The sequence below is a fragment of the Nocardia sp. NPDC056611 genome, assembly GCF_042792755.1.
Lineage (GTDB): Bacteria > Actinomycetota > Actinomycetes > Mycobacteriales > Mycobacteriaceae > Nocardia.
Genome location: NZ_JBHTVV010000003.1, coordinates 41038 through 60466, shown reverse-complemented (window position 1 = coordinate 60466; position 19429 = coordinate 41038). Strand labels below are relative to the sequence as shown.

The following is a 19429-nucleotide window of genomic DNA, read 5'->3' as shown; positions in this document are numbered from 1 at the left end:
TACCGGCGCTCCACCGTCCGGCCGCCGCGACGACGGCAATGGCGGCTCGAATCCCGTTGCGGGCAGCAGAAATCCGCTCTCCGTCCCCACCACCACTCCCCCTCGAATTCCCTACTCCGTGTTCGGATGCCACACAGAATCGCACGGGGTACGCGGAGCCCACCGGCCGGACGCAAACTTCGCACCCGGCGGCGGCGGTGAGACCAGCGTCACACCCGCTGCAACTCCTGAGCGGCCACCGGACGCAGGGTTTTGCTCAGATCGGTGCGCATGACCGTCGCGGTGTCGAGCAGATAGTTCTGACGAACCGTCCACGGATTGCGGTCGCCCTGGCGCGGGAAATCGCCGATCGATCGCTGGACGTACCCGGACGCGAGATCCAGCAGCGGCCGTTCGCGCAGCGCGCGCTCCGGCTCCGGGGCCACCGCGGTGTAGCCGTTGCGTTCCATGTAGCCGAGCACCTTGCAGACCAGGCGCGAGGTGAGGTCGGCGCGCAGCGTCCACGAGGCGTTGGTGTAGCCGATGCAGACCGCGAAGTTGGGCACGCCGGTGAGCATGGTGCCCTGCCAGACGAACTGCTCCGACAATGCGACCGGGGTCCCGTCGACCACCAGGTCGATACCGCCGAACGCGAGCAGCTGCAGACCGGTGGCGGTGACCACCACGTCGGCCTCGATCACCGTACCGGACTTCAGCCGGATGCCCTCGGGCACAAAGGTTTCGATGTGATCGGTGACCACCTCGGCCTTGCCCTTGCGCATGGCCTTGAAGAAGTCGGCGTTGGGCACCGCGCACAGGCGCTGGTCCCACGGGTCGTAGTCGGGGGTGAAGTGCTCGGCGACCAGGGCCTCGTCCTTCAGGATCCGGGTGGTGAGCCCGGTGAGCAGCTTCTTCGCGGCCTCTGGCCGGCGGCGGCAGTACTGGTAGAAGCCGATGTTGAACAGGATGTTCTTGGTACGGATGAGCCGGTGCGCCAGATCGGCGGGCAGCAGTTCGCGCATCCGGTCCGCTACCTTGTCGCGGCCGGGGACCGCGGAGATCCAGGTGGGGCTGCGCTGCAGCATGGTCACCAGTTCGGCCTGCTCGGCCATGGCCGGGACCAGGGTGACCGCGGTCGCGCCGCTGCCGATGACCACCACGCGCTTGCCCGCGTAGTCCAGGTCCTCGGGCCAGAACTGGGGGTGCACCACGGTGCCGGTGAAGTCGTCGATGCCGGGGAACACCGGATTGTGGCCCTGGTCGTAGTTGTAGTAGCCGGAGCAGGAGTACAGGAAGCCACAGGTGAGGGTGCGGCGCTCCATCCGGTCGCCGGTGCGTTGCTCCAGCGTCAGGGTCCAGCGGGACTCGCCGCTGTTCCATTCGGCGGCAATGACTTTGGTGCCGAACCGGATGTGCCGGTCGATGCCGTTCTCCGCCGCGGTCTCGGTGATGTAGCGCAGGATGGACGGCCCGTCGGCGATGGACTTGGCGTCACGCCAGGGCTTGAACGGGTAGCCGAGGGTGAACATGTCGCTGTCGGAGCGGATGCCCGGGTAGCGGAACAGGTCCCAGGTGCCGCCGAGCGCGTCGCGCGCCTCGAGGACGGCGTAGCTGCGGCCGGGCTGCTCGGTCTGGAGCCTGTACGCCGCGCCGATGCCGGAAAGCCCGGCTCCGACGATGACGACGTCGAGGTGTTCAGCGGGGGTCTGCGCGGCGTTCATGACTTCCAGTCTGTTGGGCTCGGGATTCGGTTTCTTGACACTACGCGACAACTATTTGATCCTGGACGACATGTCGGTGATCAGATCCGCGGGCCTGCGCGGATTCCGCGCCACCGTGGCCGAGCTGGGCGGGAACGCCGAGGAGCTGGCGCTCGCCTGCGGCCTGCCGGTCGCCGCCCTCGACACCGACGATCTGCTGGTCCCCGACCAGGCCGTGGCGGCGGTGCTCGAGCTGGCCGCCCATCAGCTCGACTGTCCCGATCTGGGCCTGCGCATGGCGCGGCGGCAGGATCTCGACATGCTGGGCCCGCTGGCCCTGGCCATCCGCAACGCCACCAGCCTGGCCGCGGTACTGGAGTGCACGTCGCGCTACCTGTTCGTGCACGCGCGCTCGCTGAGCCTGACCATGGAACCCGACCCGTACGGCGACCGCGGCGTCATCGCCCTGCGCTACGGCGTCAGCACGCCCGGCGCGCCCACCCCCGTGCAGGGCACCGATCTCGGATTGGCCTTCGTGCACAGGACGATTCAGCGGCTCGTCGAGGACCGCTACGGACTGCGCTCGGTGGAACTGCCCTACCGGCCCGCCGCGCCCATCCGGGCGTACGAGGAGTTCTTCGGCGCGCCCGTGCGCATCGAACGCCCGGCCGCGCTGCTGCGGGGCCCGGCCGCCCTCGGCGACCGGCAGCTCGCGGGCGGTGACGAGAACCTGCACCGGCTGGCCCTGGCCTTCCTGGCCGGACAGTCCGGCGACGCGGCCGCGGCCCTCGCCCCGCGGGTGCGCACCACGCTCCAGAAGCTGCTGGGCACCGCCGCTCCCGAAATCGACACCGTGGCACGGCTGCTCACCATCCACCCGCGCACGCTGCAGCGCCGGCTCACCGCGGAGGGCACCAGCTTCGCGGCGATTCTGGACGATGTGCGGCGCGCGGAGGCCCGGCGCTACCTGACCACCACCGACATGCCGATGAGCCAGGTGGCCTCGCTGCTGGGGCTGGCCGAGCAGTCGGTGTTCACCCGCTGCTGTCAGCGCTGGTGGGGGGCAACGCCGACCGCCGTGCGCAAGGGCAAAACGGTCTGACCACAGGGCTTGTCAGAAAGCGCGGCTCGAGTTCCGCTGCATCCATTGGCAAATCAGGGCGCCCATTGGCAAATCATGCACGGCGAGTCGTGCAAGAAACGCCATCGATTTGCCGGATTGGCGCGTGTCGATCATGGTCATGTGCCGCTCGCACGCGCAGGATGTGCAGATGATCGCCGAATGCCCGTCCTGCGCTTGGCCCTCGCCCGCCTCCGTCTCCTCCCACCGCGGTGTGCAGTACCACCGTTGCGTGTGCGGACAGTGGTTGATCAGCGTCCACGGGAAGGTGGTCGGCGCGGCCGGGGGCACCACGTTCAGCGGGGAGAATCCCCTGGCCGAGATCGCCGGCCTCCGGGACTGACCCGTCCCGGAGGGTCCGGAATCAGGCCGCCGACACGAAGATTCGCGCGGACTCGATCCGCAGGCCGCGCTCGGCGAAGTCGAATTCGGCGATGCCGCGGCCCTCGCGGGTGTCCACCGACACCGTCACCGAATGACCGGCGGCGAGGGCTTTGTCCCAGCGCACGCCCTTGACCCGGGTGGCGAAGTCCTCCAGCGACATCGCGCCGTCGACACCCCACTCCAGGCGCGGCACCGGCGCCAGAACCGCACGGGCACTGGACGAATCGCCACGTGAGACCGCGTCCAGCAGCCGCTCGGCCGCCTGCTTGCCCGGCGCGCCCACCCCGCGCAGCCCGGACATGAAGCCCACCGCGCCGCCCAGACCCTGGTTCCCCAGCAGCTGCGGGCCCAGTTTGGCCCCGGCCAGCAGACCCTTCGTGCCCGATCCCATGAGCTGGCCGATCATGCCCGCCAGTTCCCAATGTGCGCGCAGGCGACGGATTTTCAGCGCGCCGTCCACCTCGGCCAGGTCGTAGCGCAGGTGCATGGGCACGTGCAGGGTGACCCCGGTCGACATGGTGGTGGCGATGCTCAGATCGCGGAAGACCGTCATGCCGCACACCACGTCATTGGTGACGTCGAAGGCGATGCCGTTGGGTCCGATGAAGGTGTCGTAGAAGCGCTCGATGGCGGCGCGGCCCACGTGCGGGCGCGAGCCGACCGGGTCCTCGACGCTGCCGTCGTCGGCGAAAAGGCCCACCCAGGCGGCCTTGTCGTGCGCGCCGACCGCCTGCGGTGAGGCTTCGACGGTCGCCAGCAGTTCGGCGGCGGTGGGGTTCGCGGGCACGGTGTCCTCCAAGTGGTAAAGCCAAGCGCGCGCGATGATACCGAACCCCCGGCGGGTAATCCGGACTCAGAGGGCGGCCAGCCGCGGCAGCAGCCGCTCGGCGAACTCGGTGGCGTAGGCGACGGGCTCGCGGTCGGGCATGAAATCCAGCTGGCTGATACCCAGCCCGGCCAGCTGTTCGGCGTCGCGCAGCACCTGGTCGGGATCGGTGAGCGCGATCGGGGCGACGTAGAGCGCGGTCTTGCGGATCGCGTCATAATCGCGCCCCTCGGCCGCGCAGTGCCCGCGCAGCACCTCCAGCTTGCGCGCGACGTCCTCGACCGAACTCGCGAACAGGTTGCAGGCGTCGGCGTAGCGGGCCACCAGCAGCAGCGTCTTCTTCTCGCCACCGCCGCCGATGAGGATGGGCGGATGCGGCCGCGACAGCGGTGCTGGCACGCAGACGGTCTCGGCCAGCTCGTAGTGCTCGCCCTTGAACGGCCCGTTGTCGGGGCCCCACATCTGCAGGCAGATGCGCAGCGTCTCTTCGAGCCGTTCGAATCGCTCGCCGACCGGGACCACCGGCACGCCGAGGGCGCGCTGCTCGCGCTCGTACCAGGACGCGCCGATGCCGAGTTCGGCCCGGCCGCCGGAGAGCACGTCCAGGGTGGTGACGATCTTGGCCAGCAGGCCCGGATACCGGTACATCACGCCGGTCACCAGGACGCCCAGCCGCATCCGCTCGGTCAGCGCGGCCACGTAGCCGAGGGTGGTGTAGCCCTCCAGCATGGGTTCGTCGTGGGCGGCGGTGTACTCCATCTGGAAGTAGTGGTCCATGACCGAGAACTGCGCGAATCCCGCCTGTTCGGCGATGCGAGCGGTGCGGGCCAGGGTGGGCGCGATCAGCGCGGGCTCGGCGGGGGTCGAAAAGTTCCAGTAGTGCAGGCCCAGATCCATGTCGGACTCCTCTCGTTCCCGGATGACACATGTTGTGTGGCTGGGTGATCCGTTCGCGCGGCTGTCCCCAGTCTGCCCGATCGGGGCGTTCCGGGCAGCCCGGTCGGCGATCGGTACCGTCGAGGGCGTGACTGGTCTCCGGAGGGTCGCCCTGTCCGTCGCCCTGGTGGCGGCGCTGATCACCGGTCTCGCGTTCGCGGGATTGCCGGTGTTCGTGCACCCGCAGGTCGATCCGCTGCGCCCGGCCGACGCCATCGTGGTGCTGGGCGGGACCGCGTACGCGCGCTACGACCTGGGGCTGGAACTCGCGCAGCGGGGGTACGCGCCGGAACTGCTGATCTCGCGGTCCACGGGACAGAACGACGCGGTGATGGACCGCTACTGCGACGGCGGATTCACCTTCACGGTGTCGTGCTTCGTCCCCGACCCGTGGACCACCCAGGGCGAGGCGCGCGAGATCCGGCGGCGCGCCCAGGCCGGGCACTGGCGGCACATCATCGTGGTGACCTACACCCCGCACGTGTCGCGGGCGCGCTACATCGTCGGAAAGTGCTTTTCCGGACAGATCACCATGGTTGCCAGCCCCAGTGATTCGGGTCTGTTGTTCTGGTCGTGGATGTATGTACGGCAGTCCGCCGGTTATGTGCGCGCGTTTCTGCAGCGCGGATGCTGACCCGAAAGATGCGCCCCGGCCACGCAATTGAGCGGTTACGATGAGGTCCGGGCAAAGGGAAGCGCGTCCTCTCGGGGGTGGATGCGGGTGCGGGAGGATTTCCGGTGCATATCGACGACCTCAGTACCGTGCGGGACAGCGAGCTGGCGGCGGACCTGTGCATCATCGGTTCCGGACCGGCCGGTCTGACTTTGGCCGCCGAACTCGCGGGAAGTTCGCTGCGAGTCCTGGTACTCGAAAGCGGCGGCCTCGAACTCACCCCCGAACGCGATGCGCTCAATGACATTGAGAATGTCGGAGCCGCGCGGGCCCAGCCGTATCGGAATGCGCGCAATCGCATTCTCGGCGGGAGTTCGCACACCTGGAGCGGACGGTGCGCTCCCCTCGACGAACTCGATTTCGCGGCCCGCCCCTGGGTCCCGTTCTCCGGCTGGCCGATCGGATTGCCCGAGGTGGAACCGTATCTGGACCGGGCGGCCGCGCACCTGGGCCTGGGCTACGGGGCCGGTTTCACCGGCGACCGGTTCTGGGAACTCGCCGATCGGCATCCGCCGCACCGGGAGGTGGACCGGCGCTGGCTGCGGCCCTACTTCTGGCAGATCAGCAAGGACCCCGCCGATCCGTTCGACTCCAAGCGATTCGGGCCGCACGCGGCGGACATCACCGCGAGCAATATGCGAATTCTGTTGAATGCCACGGTGACCCATATCGACACCGATCCCGAAGGCACGCGAGTACTGGCATTGCGCGTCGCGGATTCGGCCGGACACGAACGCAGCGTGCACGCCACCCGCATTGTGCTGGCCACCGGAGGAATCGAGAACGCGCGTCTGCTGCTCGCCTCGAATCGCATCGTTCCCACCGGAATCGGCAATCGACACGATGTCGTCGGGCGTTATCTGCTGGATCACCGCTGCGGTGTGGTCGGCATGCTCGACCCGCACACCTCGGCCGCCGCGCGGGATCGCTTCGGCAAATACGTCGTGAAAACCCGCGGCGGCAAACACACGTTCCTGCACGGGCTGGCGCTCTCGCCGGAGATCCAGGCCGACGAGGGACTCCTCAACTGCGCCTTGTGGATTCAGGAGGTGCCCACCGAGGACGACCCCTGGGAATCGGTGAAGAACCTGCTGCGCGGCCACATGAACCTCCACGACGCGCGCACCGTCGCCAGCAATCCCGGCCTGCTGCTGTCTGGCGCCAAACGCCGGCTGATCGACCACACCGGCCTGCCGCACAAGCTCGAACAGGTGGAACTGCGCTGCATGGTCGAGCAGCGGCCCGACCCGGACAGCCGGATCAGCCTGAGCGACACCGTCGATGGGCTCGGACTGCCGCATCCCCGCATCGACTGGAAGATCAGCGCCCAGGAGGACGCCACCGTGCGCCGCGCCGCCGCCCTGGTGGCCGGGGAGTTCGCCCGGCTCGGCTACACCCCGCCCGCGCTGGACGAATGGGTGCGCGAGGCCAGTCCGCTGCCGGCCCGGCTCACCGACTGGGCGCATCCCACCGGCGCCACACGCATGTCCGCCGACCCGCGCACCGGCGTGGTGGACGGCGACTGCCGGGTGCACGGCATGGAGAACCTGTACATCGCGGGCAGTTCGGTGTTCCCGACCAACGGCCATGCCAATCCGACGCTGACCATCGTGGCGCTCGCCGTCCGGCTGGCGGACGAGCTACGCCGGACCGCGTGACCGCTCGCCCGGCGGACGGCTACTGCTTGGGCAGCGGCAGATCGATGCCGCCGACCTCGGTGACCTTCCAGTCGCTCGGGTCGACATTGACCGTGTAGTACACGGTGGTCAGCACCCCGTCGGGGTTCTGGGCGTTGGTGGAGTTCACGTTCAGATAGACGTTGACCTTGTACAGGCCGTTGTCGCGGTTGATCACCTGCGAGCTCAGCAGGGTCGGGCTCGAGGTCCACTTCAGCGGAACCAGGATCTCCTGCAGCTTCGAGGAGGTGGCGTCGAACTTGCCCGCCAGCGCCGGGGTGGTGTTGGCCTTGAGCCGCGCGGTCCAGGCGTTGAAGTCGGCGTAGTTGAGGTTGGCCGCGCCCATCGCGTACTCGGAGGCGACTTCCGCGGCGTGCTGGTCGTCGGCCGCGCGGGTGTCGTGCGAGCGCACGTCGCCGCGGGCGGACTGCCACAGCACCGTGACGGTCACCAGGGCGGCGATCAGCACCGCCGCCGCGACCGCGGTCACCAGCGTCGAGACCTTCAGCGACACCGTCTTACCGGGGGCCGGCGCCACGGGCGTGGTGTCCGGCTCGACCGGAGTCTTCGTATCGGCGTCCTGGGACATGGGGGTCTTCTCCTTGCTGGAACTACTACTTCACCTCGACCCGCACACGCACGGCACCGTCACCGGTGGACGCGAGCGCCTGCGAGATCAAGCTGCTGATATTGATGAGCGGCCCCGACGTGCGCGCCGCGTCGGCGAGCGGCTGCAATTGGGGTGCGAGGGTCTTCAATTCGGGCCCGGCCTGCCGCAACCATTCGGTCAGCCCGGCCAGGAAGGGTGCCAGCCCGTTGCCATCCACATATGCCTGGGGACCGGGGGCACGCTCGACGAGTCTACCGACCGCATTGATGAGCTGCTCGAGCGACTGCTCGAACTGCACGAATGCTGGTGCGGCAGTCGCGGTCGCCGCACCCATGCCTTCCATATTCGAGGCCGCGACCTGGAAGCTGTTGAGTAGCTGGGCAATCTTGGGTTCGCGACTCAGAATGGCCGCGGCCAGCAGGTCACCCGCACGCGTCAGATTCGGCATGGCCGAATCCGTGTCGTGGAAGGCCGCGCTCAGCGTGCTCGCCAGGGAGGCGGCCACCGTGGGATCGAGCTGGTTCATGACCTTGTTGACCAGCCGCGACACCTCGGGAATCGCCAACGGCGACTTCACCGCCGCGGCGTCGAGCCGCTGGCCGTCCTCGATGTAGGGACCGCCCGCGGTGCGGGGCCGGAACTCCACGAACGGCTCGCCCAGCGCGGAGAGCTGCTCGATGGTGATGTCGCTGTCGGTCGGCAGTCTGCGGTCGCCGTCGATGCGGAAGCCCACCTCGACGCCGCGCGCGGTGGAGTCCACCGAGGTGATCTTCCCGACCCGCATGCCGGTGAGCAGAATCGGCGAACCCACGCTCAGGCCACCGGAATTCGCCATCACCAGCGACGCGTCGGTGTGGTGTGCGAACGGATCCGCCCGCACCACCCCGAAGGTCAGATAGCTCGCGCCCACCACGGTGACCACCGCGATGCCGCCCAGCGACGCCACCGAACCCCACTTCATCGCACCGCTCCGATCATGCGCAGCCCGGCCAGCACGGTGGTGACCTGATCATCGCGGGACACCGAATCCGCCTGGACACCGGTCACATTCACCTTCGGGCCGTTCTCGACGAAGGGAATCAGCTTGTCGCGCAACAGCGAGACCAGCAGCGACAGGTTCGAGGGCACCGACAGATCCAGCGGCTTGCCCGACAGCGCCAGCGGCGCGAAGGACTGCGTCACCGGATCCAGCGCGGTGGCCAGCGGGGCCAGCCACACCAGCGACTGCCCGAGTTGCCCGAGCACCGCGAAGATCTGGGTGACGCCCTTGATGGAATTGGTGACACCGGTCATGGCGTCCACCGACTCCTGGCTGAGCTGGTGGTCCAGGAAGTCGGCGCGATCGTGCAGCACCTGCGCGTTCACGCCCAGACCGTTGAGCAGCTTGTCGACCTGATCCAGGTTCGCGGCCAGATCCACCGCGTTCCCGGCGGCGTTCTGCGCGATCCGCTTGGTCTCGTTCGGGTCCCGCGGCAGCACGGCGTTGAAGTGATCGATGATGTCCTGCAACTGGTTCACCGCCCCGCCCTGGGTGAAGGCGGCCAGCGCGGCCATGGTGTCCTCGAGCTGCACCGGCGGCCGGGTGTGGTCCTGGGTGATGGTGCCGCCGTCCTTCAGCAACGTGCCGAAACCGTCCGGCGGCGTGCTCAGGGCCAGGTGGATGTCGCCCAGCACGGTGTTCTGCCGCAGCTCGGCCACCGTGGTGGTCGGCAACTGGACCTTCGAGGAGATCTCGGCGTCGACCACGACGTAGCCGCCGCGTCCGCCCGCGTGCGCCGAATCCACCACGCGCACACCGTCGACCGTGCCGACCTGCGCGCCATTGGCGATGACCTTCGCCTTGGCGGGCAGGTTCAGCACATTGCCGAACTCGATGTGGATGCGATAGGTCGAACCCGAGACGCCGGTCCCGGGCACCGGCACCGCCGCCGGGTCGAAGGCACAGCCACCGACCCCGGCGAGCAGTCCCGCCGCCAGCACAGCCGCGCCTCCGCGGACCAATCGACGCCGCACCGGGGCCGCCCCCACCGCGGTCCCGAGGCGGCCGGCGGCCGCGGTGTCGAGCTGGATGTTCCAGCGTCCGATTCTCATCGCGCACCTGCCATTCCGAGCACCAGGGGCACCAGCGGGACGTTCACCATGCCGTCGGCGGCGTCGGTGCAACTGCCGGGCGTGACCGCGTTGAGCGCGGCGCAGACCTGCTCGGACTGCGGCGCCGGGAGCGCCGCCCGCGGCGAACCGTAGGTGACGCCGTTGCCCATCACGTTCTGGGCGGCATTGGTCAGCACCGGCATCCTGCGCACCACCTCCGAGAGGCAGCCGACATTGGCGCGCAGCAGGCGCACCAGCGGCAGCGTGTCGTCGAGCGCGCGCATGATCGGGTCACCGGCGATGGTGGCCAGGTCGTTCAGCATGGGCAGCAGCTCACCCAGCCGATCGATGAGTTGCGCACCGGGGCCGAGCAATTCGGTGCCGGCATTGTTCAGCGCCGGGCCCAGGCGCAGCAGCATGGAGCGCAGATCGCCCCAGTGCTGCTCGACCTTCTCACCCACCGACGCGAAGGCGTCGAAGATGCCCGCCAGGTGGCCGATGTCGGCATCCGGTTGCGCCAGCGCCGACCCCAGCTTCTTGACGATCTCGTTGATCTGCGGGCCCGCGCCCCGGGTGGCCGCGTCCAGCCCGGACAGGCCGTGCGCCAGCGCGTCCGGGGCCTGCGCCCGCTGCAACTGCGAGGAGAGATCGGCCAGCGCGGTCAGGGTCTCCGTAATGCTCTTGGGCGTCAGGGATTTCGTGATGCACTTCGAGGAATCCCAGTGCGCCAGGTTCTTGCCGCCGTTGAGCACCGCCAGATTGCGGTCGGCCACAATGGAATCCGAGACGGTGGTGGCCGCGGCGTCGGCGTACACCGGGTACTTCGCGTCGACGGAGAACGTCACCTTCACCTTGGTGCCGTCGGAGTCGACGGAATCGACCGTGCCGACCGGGATTCCGCGCATGGTCACCTTGTTGCCCGCGTACAGGCCGACCGCGTCGGGCATGACGGCGCAGTAGGCCACCGTCTTCTTCATCGGGTCGAACCAGACGAAGTAGCCGACCACGGCCAGCATCACCACGACCATCGCGCCCGCGACCGACATGAACGCCTGCGAGCCGAGCATCCGCTTGAACATCAGCAGTCCTTCCCGGGCACCGGAACGCACACCTGCGGCTGCGCGGGGAGAGTCACCGTCTGCCGCGAGTGGTCGACGGTGATGCCGCCGTCCGGAATCACCAACTCCGACAGCTTCTTCTGCAAGTCCTGCGCGGCGTTCAGCGTCGGCTCGAACTTCCCGCCGAGCTGCTCTAGCCGGGTGATGGCATCGGTCAACTGCGGCTTCAGATCCGACCAGGTCGGCTGCAATCCGCCGAGGCGGCCGAGCACGTCACTGAGCAGGCGGATCGCCTCCGCCATCTCCGCATGCTTGTCGTCGAGCACGGTGACCAGCAGGTTGGCATTGTCCATCAGCCGGCCCAGGTCCTTCTTCGCGCCGTCGTACATGCGCACGTACTCGTCGGCCACCGACACCGCGTTCGACACCTGACCGCGCTGCTTCTCCAGCGCGTCCACGTAGGCGCCGACCGTGCGCAGCGTGGTGCGCAGGGTGTCGGGCGCACCGTCGATCGAATTGCCCAGTGCCGCCAGGTTCTGGTTCAGCGTGGAGCCGTCGATCTTGGCCAGCGGGGTGGCCGCGTCCTGGAAGGTTTCGATCAGGCTGTACGGCAGGCGTACCCGGTCCGCGGGGATCGCCGCCGAACCCAGCGGCTTGCTGCCCGCAGGGAACACCGCCACGTAGTGGCCACCGACGATGGTGAGCATGCGGATGTCGAGGGAAGTCTGATCCCCCAGGAACACATCGGATTTCACCGTGAAGCGCATGACGACCTTGTCCGGCTTCAGTTCCAGGGACTTGACCTCGCCGACCGAGATCCCGGCCACGCGCACGTCGTCGCCCGCCTTCACCGACTGCGCCTCGGACAGTTCCGCGGTGTAGGTGTGCTTGCCGAACGGGATCACGTACAAAGCGCCGGCGGCGGTCAGGCCGAGCACGACCACGATCGCGCCGATGACGCCCTGCCGCAGATGCCGCTTCTGCTTGGTCGCGTCGTCCACGACGCGGTCGTCACGCTTCAGGCGGAGTCCCTGAAGAGCACGGGGCAGACTCATCCGTTGCATATCGCCACCTGCTGTCCCGAAACGAGCACCTTGACCACCGGCGGCAGTTCCGCGGTTCCCTTGCTGCACACCGGCTTCCAGCCACCGGGGCTGGTCGGCAGGGCAGCGTCGGCGGCGCTCAGCACGGCGGGCAGGCGCCCGAGGACCGCCACCGCCTCCTCGGCGTCGGGGAAGATCTGCCGGATCAGCGCGTCCACATCGGAGCCGCTGTCGATCCCCAGGGTGCGGAGCAGATTGTCGATCGGCCGCAGCACCGACGGCGCGGTCACCGCGAATTGCGCCAAGCCGCCGATGTTCTGCCGCAACGCCTCGAAGATGTCGGAGAGCTGCTTCAGCAGCGGCACCAGGTAGTGCACGCGCCCGCCGAGCCGATCCGACAGGTCCGACATATTGCGGATCAGCGTCGAGATCACCTGCTGCCGGTTGTCCACGTACGACGCCAGTTTCCCGATCGCGTCCATGGCCGGGCCCAGCCCGCTGCCGTCGCCCTCGATCAACGCCACCATGCTCGCGCTGAACTGGTTGATCGCCTCCGGAGAGATGGTCTGCAACACCGGCTTCAGGCCGTTGAACAGCTGCGTCACATCGAACGACGGCACCGTGTGGTCCTCGCCGATGCGCGCGCCCGCGGCGATGCGATTGCCCGGCTGCGGCTGCTGCTGCAGGTCGATGTACCGCTGCCCGGTCAGATTCTGGTAGCGGATGGCCAGTTTCGAGTTGTCGTAAACCGGCGAATCGGTCTTGACCGACACCTGCACCCGCGCCTTCGAGCCCTCCAGGCCGATCTGCTTCACCTTGCCGACCTGCACACCGAACATGCGCACGTCATCGCCGACCTTGAGGCCGTTGGCGTCGGTGAAGATGGCGTCGTGGGTCTCGGTCTTCCCGGACACCGGCCGCTGAATCGCGGTGAGCACCAACAGGAGCACCACACCGATCACGCCCGCGAACAGGGCCAGCCGCCAGCCCGCCTGCTTCACGTTCATCGCGCACCTCCCAGCAGCGGCACCGCGATACCGGGCAGGCCCTTCAACTCGACCTGCACGTTCAGCACCGGTCCCTGCCCGTTGTCGGGCATGGCGGCGCGCAGACGCTCCAGCAGCAGGCGCAATTCGGCCGAGGACTGCTGCGGCTGCGGCACCATCCGCGCGAGCGCGGTCAGCACCGGCACCAGCATGTCGGTGCTGCCGGAGAGTTGAGTTCCGGCCTGCGAGAACGTGGCCGCCAGCGCGGGCAGCAGCTGACCGGTGACGGTCGCGACGCCCTTGTCATAGGTGGCGCGATCGCTCTGCAGACGCTGCATGCTGCGGATCAGATCCACCACCTGCACCGTCGCACCCGCGAACTGCCCGCCGCCGTCGAAGGCCGGGCCGAGCTCGCCGAACAGCTGCGACATCGGCATCTTCTGGTTGTCGGTGATGGTGCGCTGCGCGGTGATCAGCGCCTGCGCCAGCGGCGTGAACGCCTGGGTGTCGGCCGCGGCCTGCGCGATGACCGAGGCCATCTGCGGCGTCAGCACGGAATCGCCCACCTGCGCGGCGCTGCGCAGGATGGAGCCCATGGTGGCGTCGTAGACCTCGCTCGCGCGGCGACCGGTGAAATCCAGCACGGTGCCCGACCGCAGCGGGGAACCGCCCGCGCCCCGGCGCAATTCGATCTCGCTGATGCCGAACAGGTTGGCGGGCGCGTAATCCACCCGCAGGCTGTCGTCGAGGCCGAACAGCTTCGCATCGTCCAGGCGCAGCGAGATCTGCTGGGTACCGTGCTTGTCCGGCGCGATCTCGGTGACCTTGCCGACCACCACGCCATTGGCGCGCACATCCGTGCCGACGAGTACGCCGTCACCGATCTGCTCGGTGCGCAACGAGATCGGCATTCCCGGCTCGTCCTGCTGTGACCGGTACAGCGCCCATCCGGCGACCACCGTCACCACCAGCGCCAGCGCCACCGTGCCGACCGTCATCGCGCGCTTGCGATCGACGGCCACACCCGGCATTCCGTAATTCGGCATCCCCTACCCCGTGAACGTAATCGCCGAGTTGAAGCCCCACAGGGCCAGCGACATGACCATGTCCATGGCCACGATGGCCACCGACGACGCGCGGACCGCCTTACCCGAGGCGATGCCCACGCCCTCCGGACCACCGGTCGCGAAGAAGCCGAAGTAGCAGTGGATCAGGATCACCACCACCGCGAACACGGCCACCTTCACCACCGCCGCGATCACGTCGAAGCCGGAGACGAATTGGAAGAAATAGTGGTCGTACACACCGGCCGAGGCCCCGTGCACCAAGGTGATCAATCCCCGGCAGGCGGCATACGACAGGATCAGCGCGATCAGGAAGGTCGGCACGATGGCGACCGCGCCCGCCAGCACGCGGGTGGTCACCACGAAGGGAACCGAACGCAGACCGAGGGATTCGATGGCGTCGATCTCCTCGGAGATGCGCATGGAACCGATCTCCGCGGTCATGCGGCAGCCGGCCTGCGCCGCGAAACCGATGGCCGCCACGATCGGGGCCAGCTCACGCGTGGTGGCGTACGCCGACACCAGACCCGACACCGGGCCCATGCCCAGCATGTCCAGCGTGGTGAAGGACTCCACCGCCACCGACGCGCCCATGACCAGACCGAGCACGATCATCATCGGTACGGTCCCACCGCCGACGATGACCGAGCCGCGGCCCCAGGTCATGTCGCTGATGGCGCGCATGGTCTCCGCGCGATACCGCTTCAGCGTCAACGGAATCGACGACAGCACCTGCCAGACGAAGGCCAGCGTGAAACCCAGGTTCTCCACCCGGCGCAGGATCAGTCCACGCTTGCGATAAGCGCGTGCGGCCCAGCCCAAACCCTTGGGCACGTAGGTAGCCGACATCAGGCCAGCCTGGTGGGCAGGAACAGATCGGTGATCTGCGTGGCGACCAGATTGACCGTCACGATCGACACCACCGACAGGACCACCGCGGCGTTCACGGCGTCGGCGACACCCCGCGGGCCGCCCTTCGCCTCGAGCCCGCGCTGGCAGGCGATGATCACCACGAGGAAACCGAAGACGACGGCCTTCAACAGCGACACCCACACATCGGCGGTGGTGGTGAAGGAGCCGAAGGTGGACCAGTACGAGCCGGGCGTGACGCCCTGTCCGCCGATGGCGACGCCGTACCCGGCGAGCACGCCGACGAAGATGATGAGCACGTTGAGCAGCGGCGCCACGAAGACCATCGCCACCAGCCGCGGGATCACCAGGCGGTGAATCGGGCTGATGCCCATGGTGTTCAGCGCGTCGATCTCCTCGCGGATGGTGCGCGCGCCCAGATCCGCGGCCAGCGCCGCCGCGCCCGCGCCGCCCAGCAGGAAGCCGGTGGCCAGCGGTGCGCCCTGTTTGATGACGCCGAGGCCGCCGGTCGCGCCGAGCAGCGAATCCGCGCCCAGCGTGTGGATCAGATTGCCCACCTGGACCGAGACGATGACACCGAACGGAATCGCGATGAGGATGGCCGGGATCGCGGTGACCGTGATCAGCCGCCACGCCTGCAGGATCGCCTCTTTCCACTGGAACTGGCGACGCGCGATATCGGTGAAGGTCCCGGCCACGGCCTCCTCGGCGATGCCGACCGCGCGGCCGAAGGTGCGCAGCGACGCCACCGAGGTGCTGGAGAAGTTGTCCCGAACGATGCGCACGGCGGACCGGCTCTGGACGGCCCGGGTCATCGGGGGACTACTTCTTCGAGACGCCGGAACCGACGCGGGGTGACGAGCTTCAAATTTCTTCTCCGTGATCGGCAACACTGCCTGCCATCAAAGCTAATGGTTACCCGGAGTTACAACAAATCGGACCGGAGTGTGACCGGAGCCTCTAAGTTACCGATGAGTACCCGGTTCGTCGGTCCCGGTCAGCGGGACGAAGACCCATGTGACCTGGGATTCTAGAACGTGTTATCAGAGCGGAACAGCTATAACCATGATCCGCGGCACCCTCCGAGCAGACCCCCCGAAAGGGGGGTTCGAGGCCCTCAGCCATACCCGAAGCCGTATCGAGTGATCTCTCAGCAACCCATGCTTCCCCGGCGAACCCGCGCGTAACCCGGACACTGCGTGTTCACTGTCGCGTGTGGACACTGTGCCTGTCGAAAACGTGGTGTCGGCGGTCCTGCGCACGATCGAGGCCGGCGACTGGGCGGAATTCGCGAAACTGGTGCACCCCTACGTGCACTGGACCGAGGACGGCGTCACCACCCGCGGGCGCACCCGGGTGATGGCGCTGCTGTCGCGGCACCACGCCACAGCACCGGCGACGGCCTTCGAGCTACGCGACGGCCAGATCTACCGCTGGACCTCGTGACCGCGCCTACGGGCTGACCGCGAGAAAGACGAAGGCGGAGAACAACACCAGGTGCACACAGCCCTGGAGCAGGGTCGCGCGACCGGGCACCACGGTCAGCGCGCCGACCACTACCGTCAGGGCCAGCAGCACCATCTGGGTCGCGCCCAGGCCGAGCATGAGCGGGCCCGAGATCCAGATCGAGGCCAGTGCGATGGCGGGGATGGTCAGGCCGATACTGGCCATGGCCGAACCCAGCGCCAGGTTCAGCGAGATCTGCACCCGGTCCCGGCGCGCGGTCCGCACGGCCGCGATGGTCTCGGGCAGCAGGACCAGCATCGCGATCACCACACCGACCGCGGACGGCGGCAGCCCGACAGCCGCGATCCCGTGTTCGATATTGGGCGACTCCACCTTCGCCAAACCGACCACTCCGATCAGGGCAACCAGCAGCAAACCCAGGCTGCGCAGCGACTCCCGCCGGGTCGGCGGCTCCTCGTGCTCGTTCTCGGCCGCCGCGGACGAACCCTCGACGGGCAGGAAGTCGTCCGGATGCCGGACCGTCTGCACCATCACGAAGACCCCGTACAGCACCAGCGAGGCCGCCGCGGCGAAGATCAACTGCGAGGCCGAGAAGACCGGACCCGGCTCACTGGTGGTGAAGGTCGGCAGTACCAGACTCAGCGTGGCCAGCGTCGCGACCGTGGCCAGCGCCCCGCCCGTGCCCTCGGCATTGAAGACGGCCACCCGCCGCCGCAACGCTCCCACCAGCAGGGACAGCCCGAAAATCCCATTGCACGTGATCATCACGGCGGCGAAGACGGTGTCGCGGGCCAGCGAGGCGGCCTTCTCACCGCTGGACACCATGAGCGTGACGATCAGGCCGACCTCGATGATGGTCACCGCCACCGCCAGGATCAGCGACCCGAACGGCTCCCCCACCCGGTGCGCCACCGTCTCCGCGTGATGGACCGACGACAGCACCGCGCCGATCAGCCAGACCCCGACCAGCACCGCCACCGTCGAGTTCAGCTCCCGGCCCCACGTCACCGTCAACACCAGCGCCGCCGCCAACGGGAGGATGACCGCCCAATACCGCTTGCAGAAACCCGCCATGGCCCCCATAGTTCCAGCAAATCATCCGCTTCCCCTGGAAGTGGGAGCCATGCCTCGCCCGATCACGCTCCCGCATGAGTCGTGAACGGTGAATTACGCTGATCAGGTGGATGACATCGGAGCCGGAACCACCGACACAACGGCGCCGCACCCGCATGAGCCGCACGACACCAGCCTCTCGGCCAAACTGAACTGGCTGCGCGCGGGCGTGCTCGGCGCCAATGACGGCATCGTCTCCACCGCCGGTCTGGTGGTCGGCGTCGCGGCCGCCTCCACCGACTCCGACGCCATACTCACCGCGGGCGTCGCCGGACTCGCCGCGGGCGCGATCTCCATGGCGGTCGGCGAGTACGTCTCGGTCAGCACCCAGCGCGACACCGAACGCGCCCTGCTGTCCAAGGAGAAGCGCGAACTGGCCGAGGAACCCGAATACGAACTGACCGAACTCACCGGCATCTACCGGGCCAAGGGCCTGAGCGCCGAGACCGCGCGCCAGGTCGCCGAGGAGCTCACCGCACACGACGCCTTCGCCGCCCACGCCGAGGCCGAATTGGGTTTGAACCCACACGAACTCACCAACCCGTGGCATGCCGCACTGTCCTCGGCCGTCTCCTTCACCATCGGCGCGCTGCTGCCGCTGATCGCCATCCTGGTGCCGCCGGTCCAGTGGCGCATCCCCGTCTGTTTCGCCGCGGTGCTGGTGGCGCTGGCCCTGACCGGATCGGTCAGCGCCCGGATGGGCGGCGCCAACCCGCGCCGCGCGGTGCTGCGCGTGGTACTCGGCGGCGCGATCGCCATGGCCGTCACCTACGGAATCGGCCAGCTCGCGGGCGTCGCCGGAATCTAGTGGGCCGGCTGAGGATCCGGGTCACTCGGCGGGCGGCGGCGCAGGCAGCTCCACCGGACCGGCCTCACCGACGATGACCACCGGCACGTCCACCGGCCGCGGCGGCCCGGGCGGTAGCGGAGCCGGCCGCACCGCCGCCGGGGCCGGAAGCGGCGCGGGCGCCACCGGATTCGGCGCCGCGGGATTCACGCCGGGCGCGAAGGGGACCTGGCCCGCCGGAGCGATATTCGGCGGATGCTGTGCCGGAGCGTGCGGATCGTGGCGCAGCCGCGGCACATTCACGACCGAGGTGTCGGCGACCGGACTCTCCGCCGAGTACGTGATCAGCACGCCCACCCCGACAGCGGCCGCCATCAGCACGGCGGCGAGCAGGACCTGCCCCAGGCGGCGCGGATCGAGATCGCCGGTGTCGCGCTGGATTTCGTCGGCGGTTCCGAGCATGGCTGTCCTCCTTCGGATTCCGCGTCGCGCGGCTAGGGCGCGGGCGGCGGCGGGGGCGGGGGCACCAGGAACGGCAGGATCGGGGCGAGGATGTCGGGCAGCGCAGGTGGCGGAGGCGGCGGTGCGGGCGCGGGTTCCGGCGCGGGCGCCGGCAGCGGGGCCGGCGCCGGCTGGGGCGCGACCTCGACCGGGGGCTGCGGGGGCGGGACATAATGCTCGGTTTGCGGTGCGGGAGCGGGATTCTGCGCCACCGGGGCGGGCGGAGGCGGAGGCGGTGCGGCGGGACCGGGAGCCGGGGCGGGGCCGTGCGGCGGGGCCGAAGCGGGAGCCGGGACGGGCGAGGTGGTGGCGACGACCGGCTGCTGCGAGGTACTGGGCGCCGGACCGGCCGGGGCGTCGGGCCCGCCGCGACTGTTCAAGCCCTCCCACAGGGTGCCGCCGATCAGCGCGACCACCATGCTCACCGACAGCATCACGAGCCAGCCCAGCATCTTCGGCGACATCGCCCCCGGTGCGCTCAGACCTGGGGTGCCTTCGGCGGACGCTTCGTCCGCCGCCTCGGGTCTCTCATGCACCGCACCCAC

General features: G+C 68.8%; 21 protein-coding genes. 6 read left to right on the top strand and 15 right to left on the bottom strand.

All coding sequences use genetic code 11. The annotated features are described in order from the left end of the window. Positions 1 to 209 precede the first annotated feature (209 nt). Positions 210 to 1700 carry a flavin-containing monooxygenase gene (locus ACFRAQ_RS16975; protein ID WP_379100429.1) on the bottom strand — a complete coding sequence of 497 codons (1491 nt, stop codon included), beginning with the start codon at positions 1698 to 1700 and terminating at the stop codon, positions 210 to 212. Positions 1701 to 1734: 34 nt separating this feature from the next. On the opposite strand from ACFRAQ_RS16975, the gene ACFRAQ_RS16970 reads away from it, so the two are divergent. Both ACFRAQ_RS16970 and ACFRAQ_RS16965 read left to right on the top strand, forming a co-directional pair. Further along, positions 1735 to 2781 (top strand): AraC family transcriptional regulator, encoded by a 1047-nt coding sequence (locus tag ACFRAQ_RS16970; protein ID WP_379100427.1) that lies wholly within the window; start codon positions 1735 to 1737, stop codon positions 2779 to 2781. A 133-nt stretch (positions 2782 to 2914) separates the two neighbouring features. Next, a complete protein-coding gene (locus ACFRAQ_RS16965; RefSeq protein WP_379102110.1) occupies positions 2915 to 3142 on the top strand; it encodes a hypothetical protein in 228 nt (75 codons plus the stop codon). 21 nt (positions 3143 to 3163) lie between these two features. Here ACFRAQ_RS16965 and ACFRAQ_RS16960 read toward each other — a convergent pair whose 3' ends face one another. Both ACFRAQ_RS16960 and ACFRAQ_RS16955 read right to left on the bottom strand, forming a co-directional pair. Next, complete coding sequence (locus ACFRAQ_RS16960; RefSeq protein WP_379100425.1) at positions 3164 to 3970, bottom strand: nuclear transport factor 2 family protein; 807 nt, start codon at positions 3968 to 3970, stop codon at positions 3164 to 3166. A 66-nt stretch (positions 3971 to 4036) separates the two neighbouring features. Then, on the bottom strand, positions 4037 to 4906 hold the full coding sequence (locus ACFRAQ_RS16955; protein WP_379100423.1) for an LLM class F420-dependent oxidoreductase: 870 nt from the start codon (positions 4904 to 4906) through the stop codon (positions 4037 to 4039). 127 nt (positions 4907 to 5033) lie between these two features. Between ACFRAQ_RS16955 and ACFRAQ_RS16950 the strand changes: the two genes are divergently transcribed. Together ACFRAQ_RS16950 and ACFRAQ_RS16945 are read left to right on the top strand one after the other, a co-directional pair. Beyond that, positions 5034 to 5579, top strand: coding sequence for a YdcF family protein (locus ACFRAQ_RS16950; RefSeq protein ID WP_379100421.1), 546 nt, complete (start codon positions 5034 to 5036; stop codon positions 5577 to 5579). Between the two features lie 104 nt (positions 5580 to 5683). After that, entirely contained in the window at positions 5684 to 7276 is a 1593-nt protein-coding gene (locus ACFRAQ_RS16945) for a GMC oxidoreductase (RefSeq protein ID WP_379100419.1), read from the top strand. A gap of 19 nt (positions 7277 to 7295) precedes the next feature. Here ACFRAQ_RS16945 and ACFRAQ_RS16940 read toward each other — a convergent pair whose 3' ends face one another. Genes ACFRAQ_RS16940 through ACFRAQ_RS16900 form a run of 9 tightly spaced genes read right to left on the bottom strand, consistent with a single transcriptional unit; the run spans position 7296 to position 15831 of the window. Continuing rightward, positions 7296 to 7883: a hypothetical protein gene (locus ACFRAQ_RS16940; protein WP_379100417.1), complete on the bottom strand. Its 588-nt coding sequence runs from the start codon at positions 7881 to 7883 to the stop codon at positions 7296 to 7298. Positions 7884 to 7908: 25 nt separating this feature from the next. Beyond that, the gene (locus tag ACFRAQ_RS16935) at positions 7909 to 8865 is read right to left on the bottom strand and encodes an MlaD family protein (protein WP_379100415.1); all 957 of its coding nucleotides are present in this window, start codon (positions 8863 to 8865) and stop codon (positions 7909 to 7911) included. Next, positions 8862 to 9995, bottom strand: a complete 1134-nt coding sequence (locus ACFRAQ_RS16930; protein WP_379100413.1) for an MlaD family protein — start codon at positions 9993 to 9995, stop codon at positions 8862 to 8864. The genes ACFRAQ_RS16935 and ACFRAQ_RS16930 overlap by 4 nt, the downstream gene beginning before the upstream one ends. Further along, the gene (locus ACFRAQ_RS16925) at positions 9992 to 11074 is read right to left on the bottom strand and encodes an MlaD family protein (protein ID WP_379100411.1); all 1083 of its coding nucleotides are present in this window, start codon (positions 11072 to 11074) and stop codon (positions 9992 to 9994) included. The genes ACFRAQ_RS16930 and ACFRAQ_RS16925 overlap by 4 nt, the downstream gene beginning before the upstream one ends. After that, positions 11074 to 12108, bottom strand: a complete 1035-nt coding sequence (locus tag ACFRAQ_RS16920; protein ID WP_379100409.1) for an MlaD family protein — start codon at positions 12106 to 12108, stop codon at positions 11074 to 11076. The genes ACFRAQ_RS16925 and ACFRAQ_RS16920 overlap by 1 nt, the downstream gene beginning before the upstream one ends. Continuing rightward, positions 12105 to 13103 carry an MlaD family protein gene (locus ACFRAQ_RS16915; protein ID WP_379100407.1) on the bottom strand — a complete coding sequence of 333 codons (999 nt, stop codon included), beginning with the start codon at positions 13101 to 13103 and terminating at the stop codon, positions 12105 to 12107. The genes ACFRAQ_RS16920 and ACFRAQ_RS16915 overlap by 4 nt, the downstream gene beginning before the upstream one ends. After that, positions 13100 to 14128, bottom strand: a complete 1029-nt coding sequence (locus ACFRAQ_RS16910) for an MlaD family protein (protein WP_379100405.1) — start codon at positions 14126 to 14128, stop codon at positions 13100 to 13102. Before ACFRAQ_RS16910 ends, ACFRAQ_RS16915 begins: the two co-directional genes overlap by 4 nt. A gap of 3 nt (positions 14129 to 14131) precedes the next feature. Further along, positions 14132 to 14995: an ABC transporter permease gene (locus tag ACFRAQ_RS16905; protein ID WP_379100403.1), complete on the bottom strand. Its 864-nt coding sequence runs from the start codon at positions 14993 to 14995 to the stop codon at positions 14132 to 14134. Further along, positions 14995 to 15831 (bottom strand): ABC transporter permease, encoded by an 837-nt coding sequence (locus tag ACFRAQ_RS16900; RefSeq protein ID WP_379100401.1) that lies wholly within the window; start codon positions 15829 to 15831, stop codon positions 14995 to 14997. Before ACFRAQ_RS16900 ends, ACFRAQ_RS16905 begins: the two co-directional genes overlap by 1 nt. Before the next feature lie 400 nt (positions 15832 to 16231). Here ACFRAQ_RS16900 and ACFRAQ_RS16895 point away from each other — a divergent pair, with 400 nt between their 5' ends. Continuing rightward, complete coding sequence (locus ACFRAQ_RS16895; RefSeq protein WP_379100399.1) at positions 16232 to 16462, top strand: nuclear transport factor 2 family protein; 231 nt, start codon at positions 16232 to 16234, stop codon at positions 16460 to 16462. Between the two features lie 6 nt (positions 16463 to 16468). Here ACFRAQ_RS16895 and ACFRAQ_RS16890 read toward each other — a convergent pair whose 3' ends face one another. Further along, complete coding sequence (locus ACFRAQ_RS16890) at positions 16469 to 17557, bottom strand: calcium:proton antiporter (RefSeq protein WP_379100397.1); 1089 nt, start codon at positions 17555 to 17557, stop codon at positions 16469 to 16471. A 115-nt stretch (positions 17558 to 17672) separates the two neighbouring features. On the opposite strand from ACFRAQ_RS16890, the gene ACFRAQ_RS16885 reads away from it, so the two are divergent. Beyond that, positions 17673 to 18404, top strand: coding sequence for a VIT family protein (locus tag ACFRAQ_RS16885; RefSeq protein ID WP_379102108.1), 732 nt, complete (start codon positions 17673 to 17675; stop codon positions 18402 to 18404). A gap of 21 nt (positions 18405 to 18425) precedes the next feature. Here ACFRAQ_RS16885 and ACFRAQ_RS16880 read toward each other — a convergent pair whose 3' ends face one another. Further along, positions 18426 to 18845, bottom strand: coding sequence for a hypothetical protein (locus ACFRAQ_RS16880; protein WP_379100395.1), 420 nt, complete (start codon positions 18843 to 18845; stop codon positions 18426 to 18428). A 32-nt stretch (positions 18846 to 18877) separates the two neighbouring features. After that, on the bottom strand, positions 18878 to 19420 hold the full coding sequence (locus ACFRAQ_RS16875; protein ID WP_379100393.1) for a hypothetical protein: 543 nt from the start codon (positions 19418 to 19420) through the stop codon (positions 18878 to 18880). Positions 19421 to 19429: the final 9 nt, after the last annotated feature.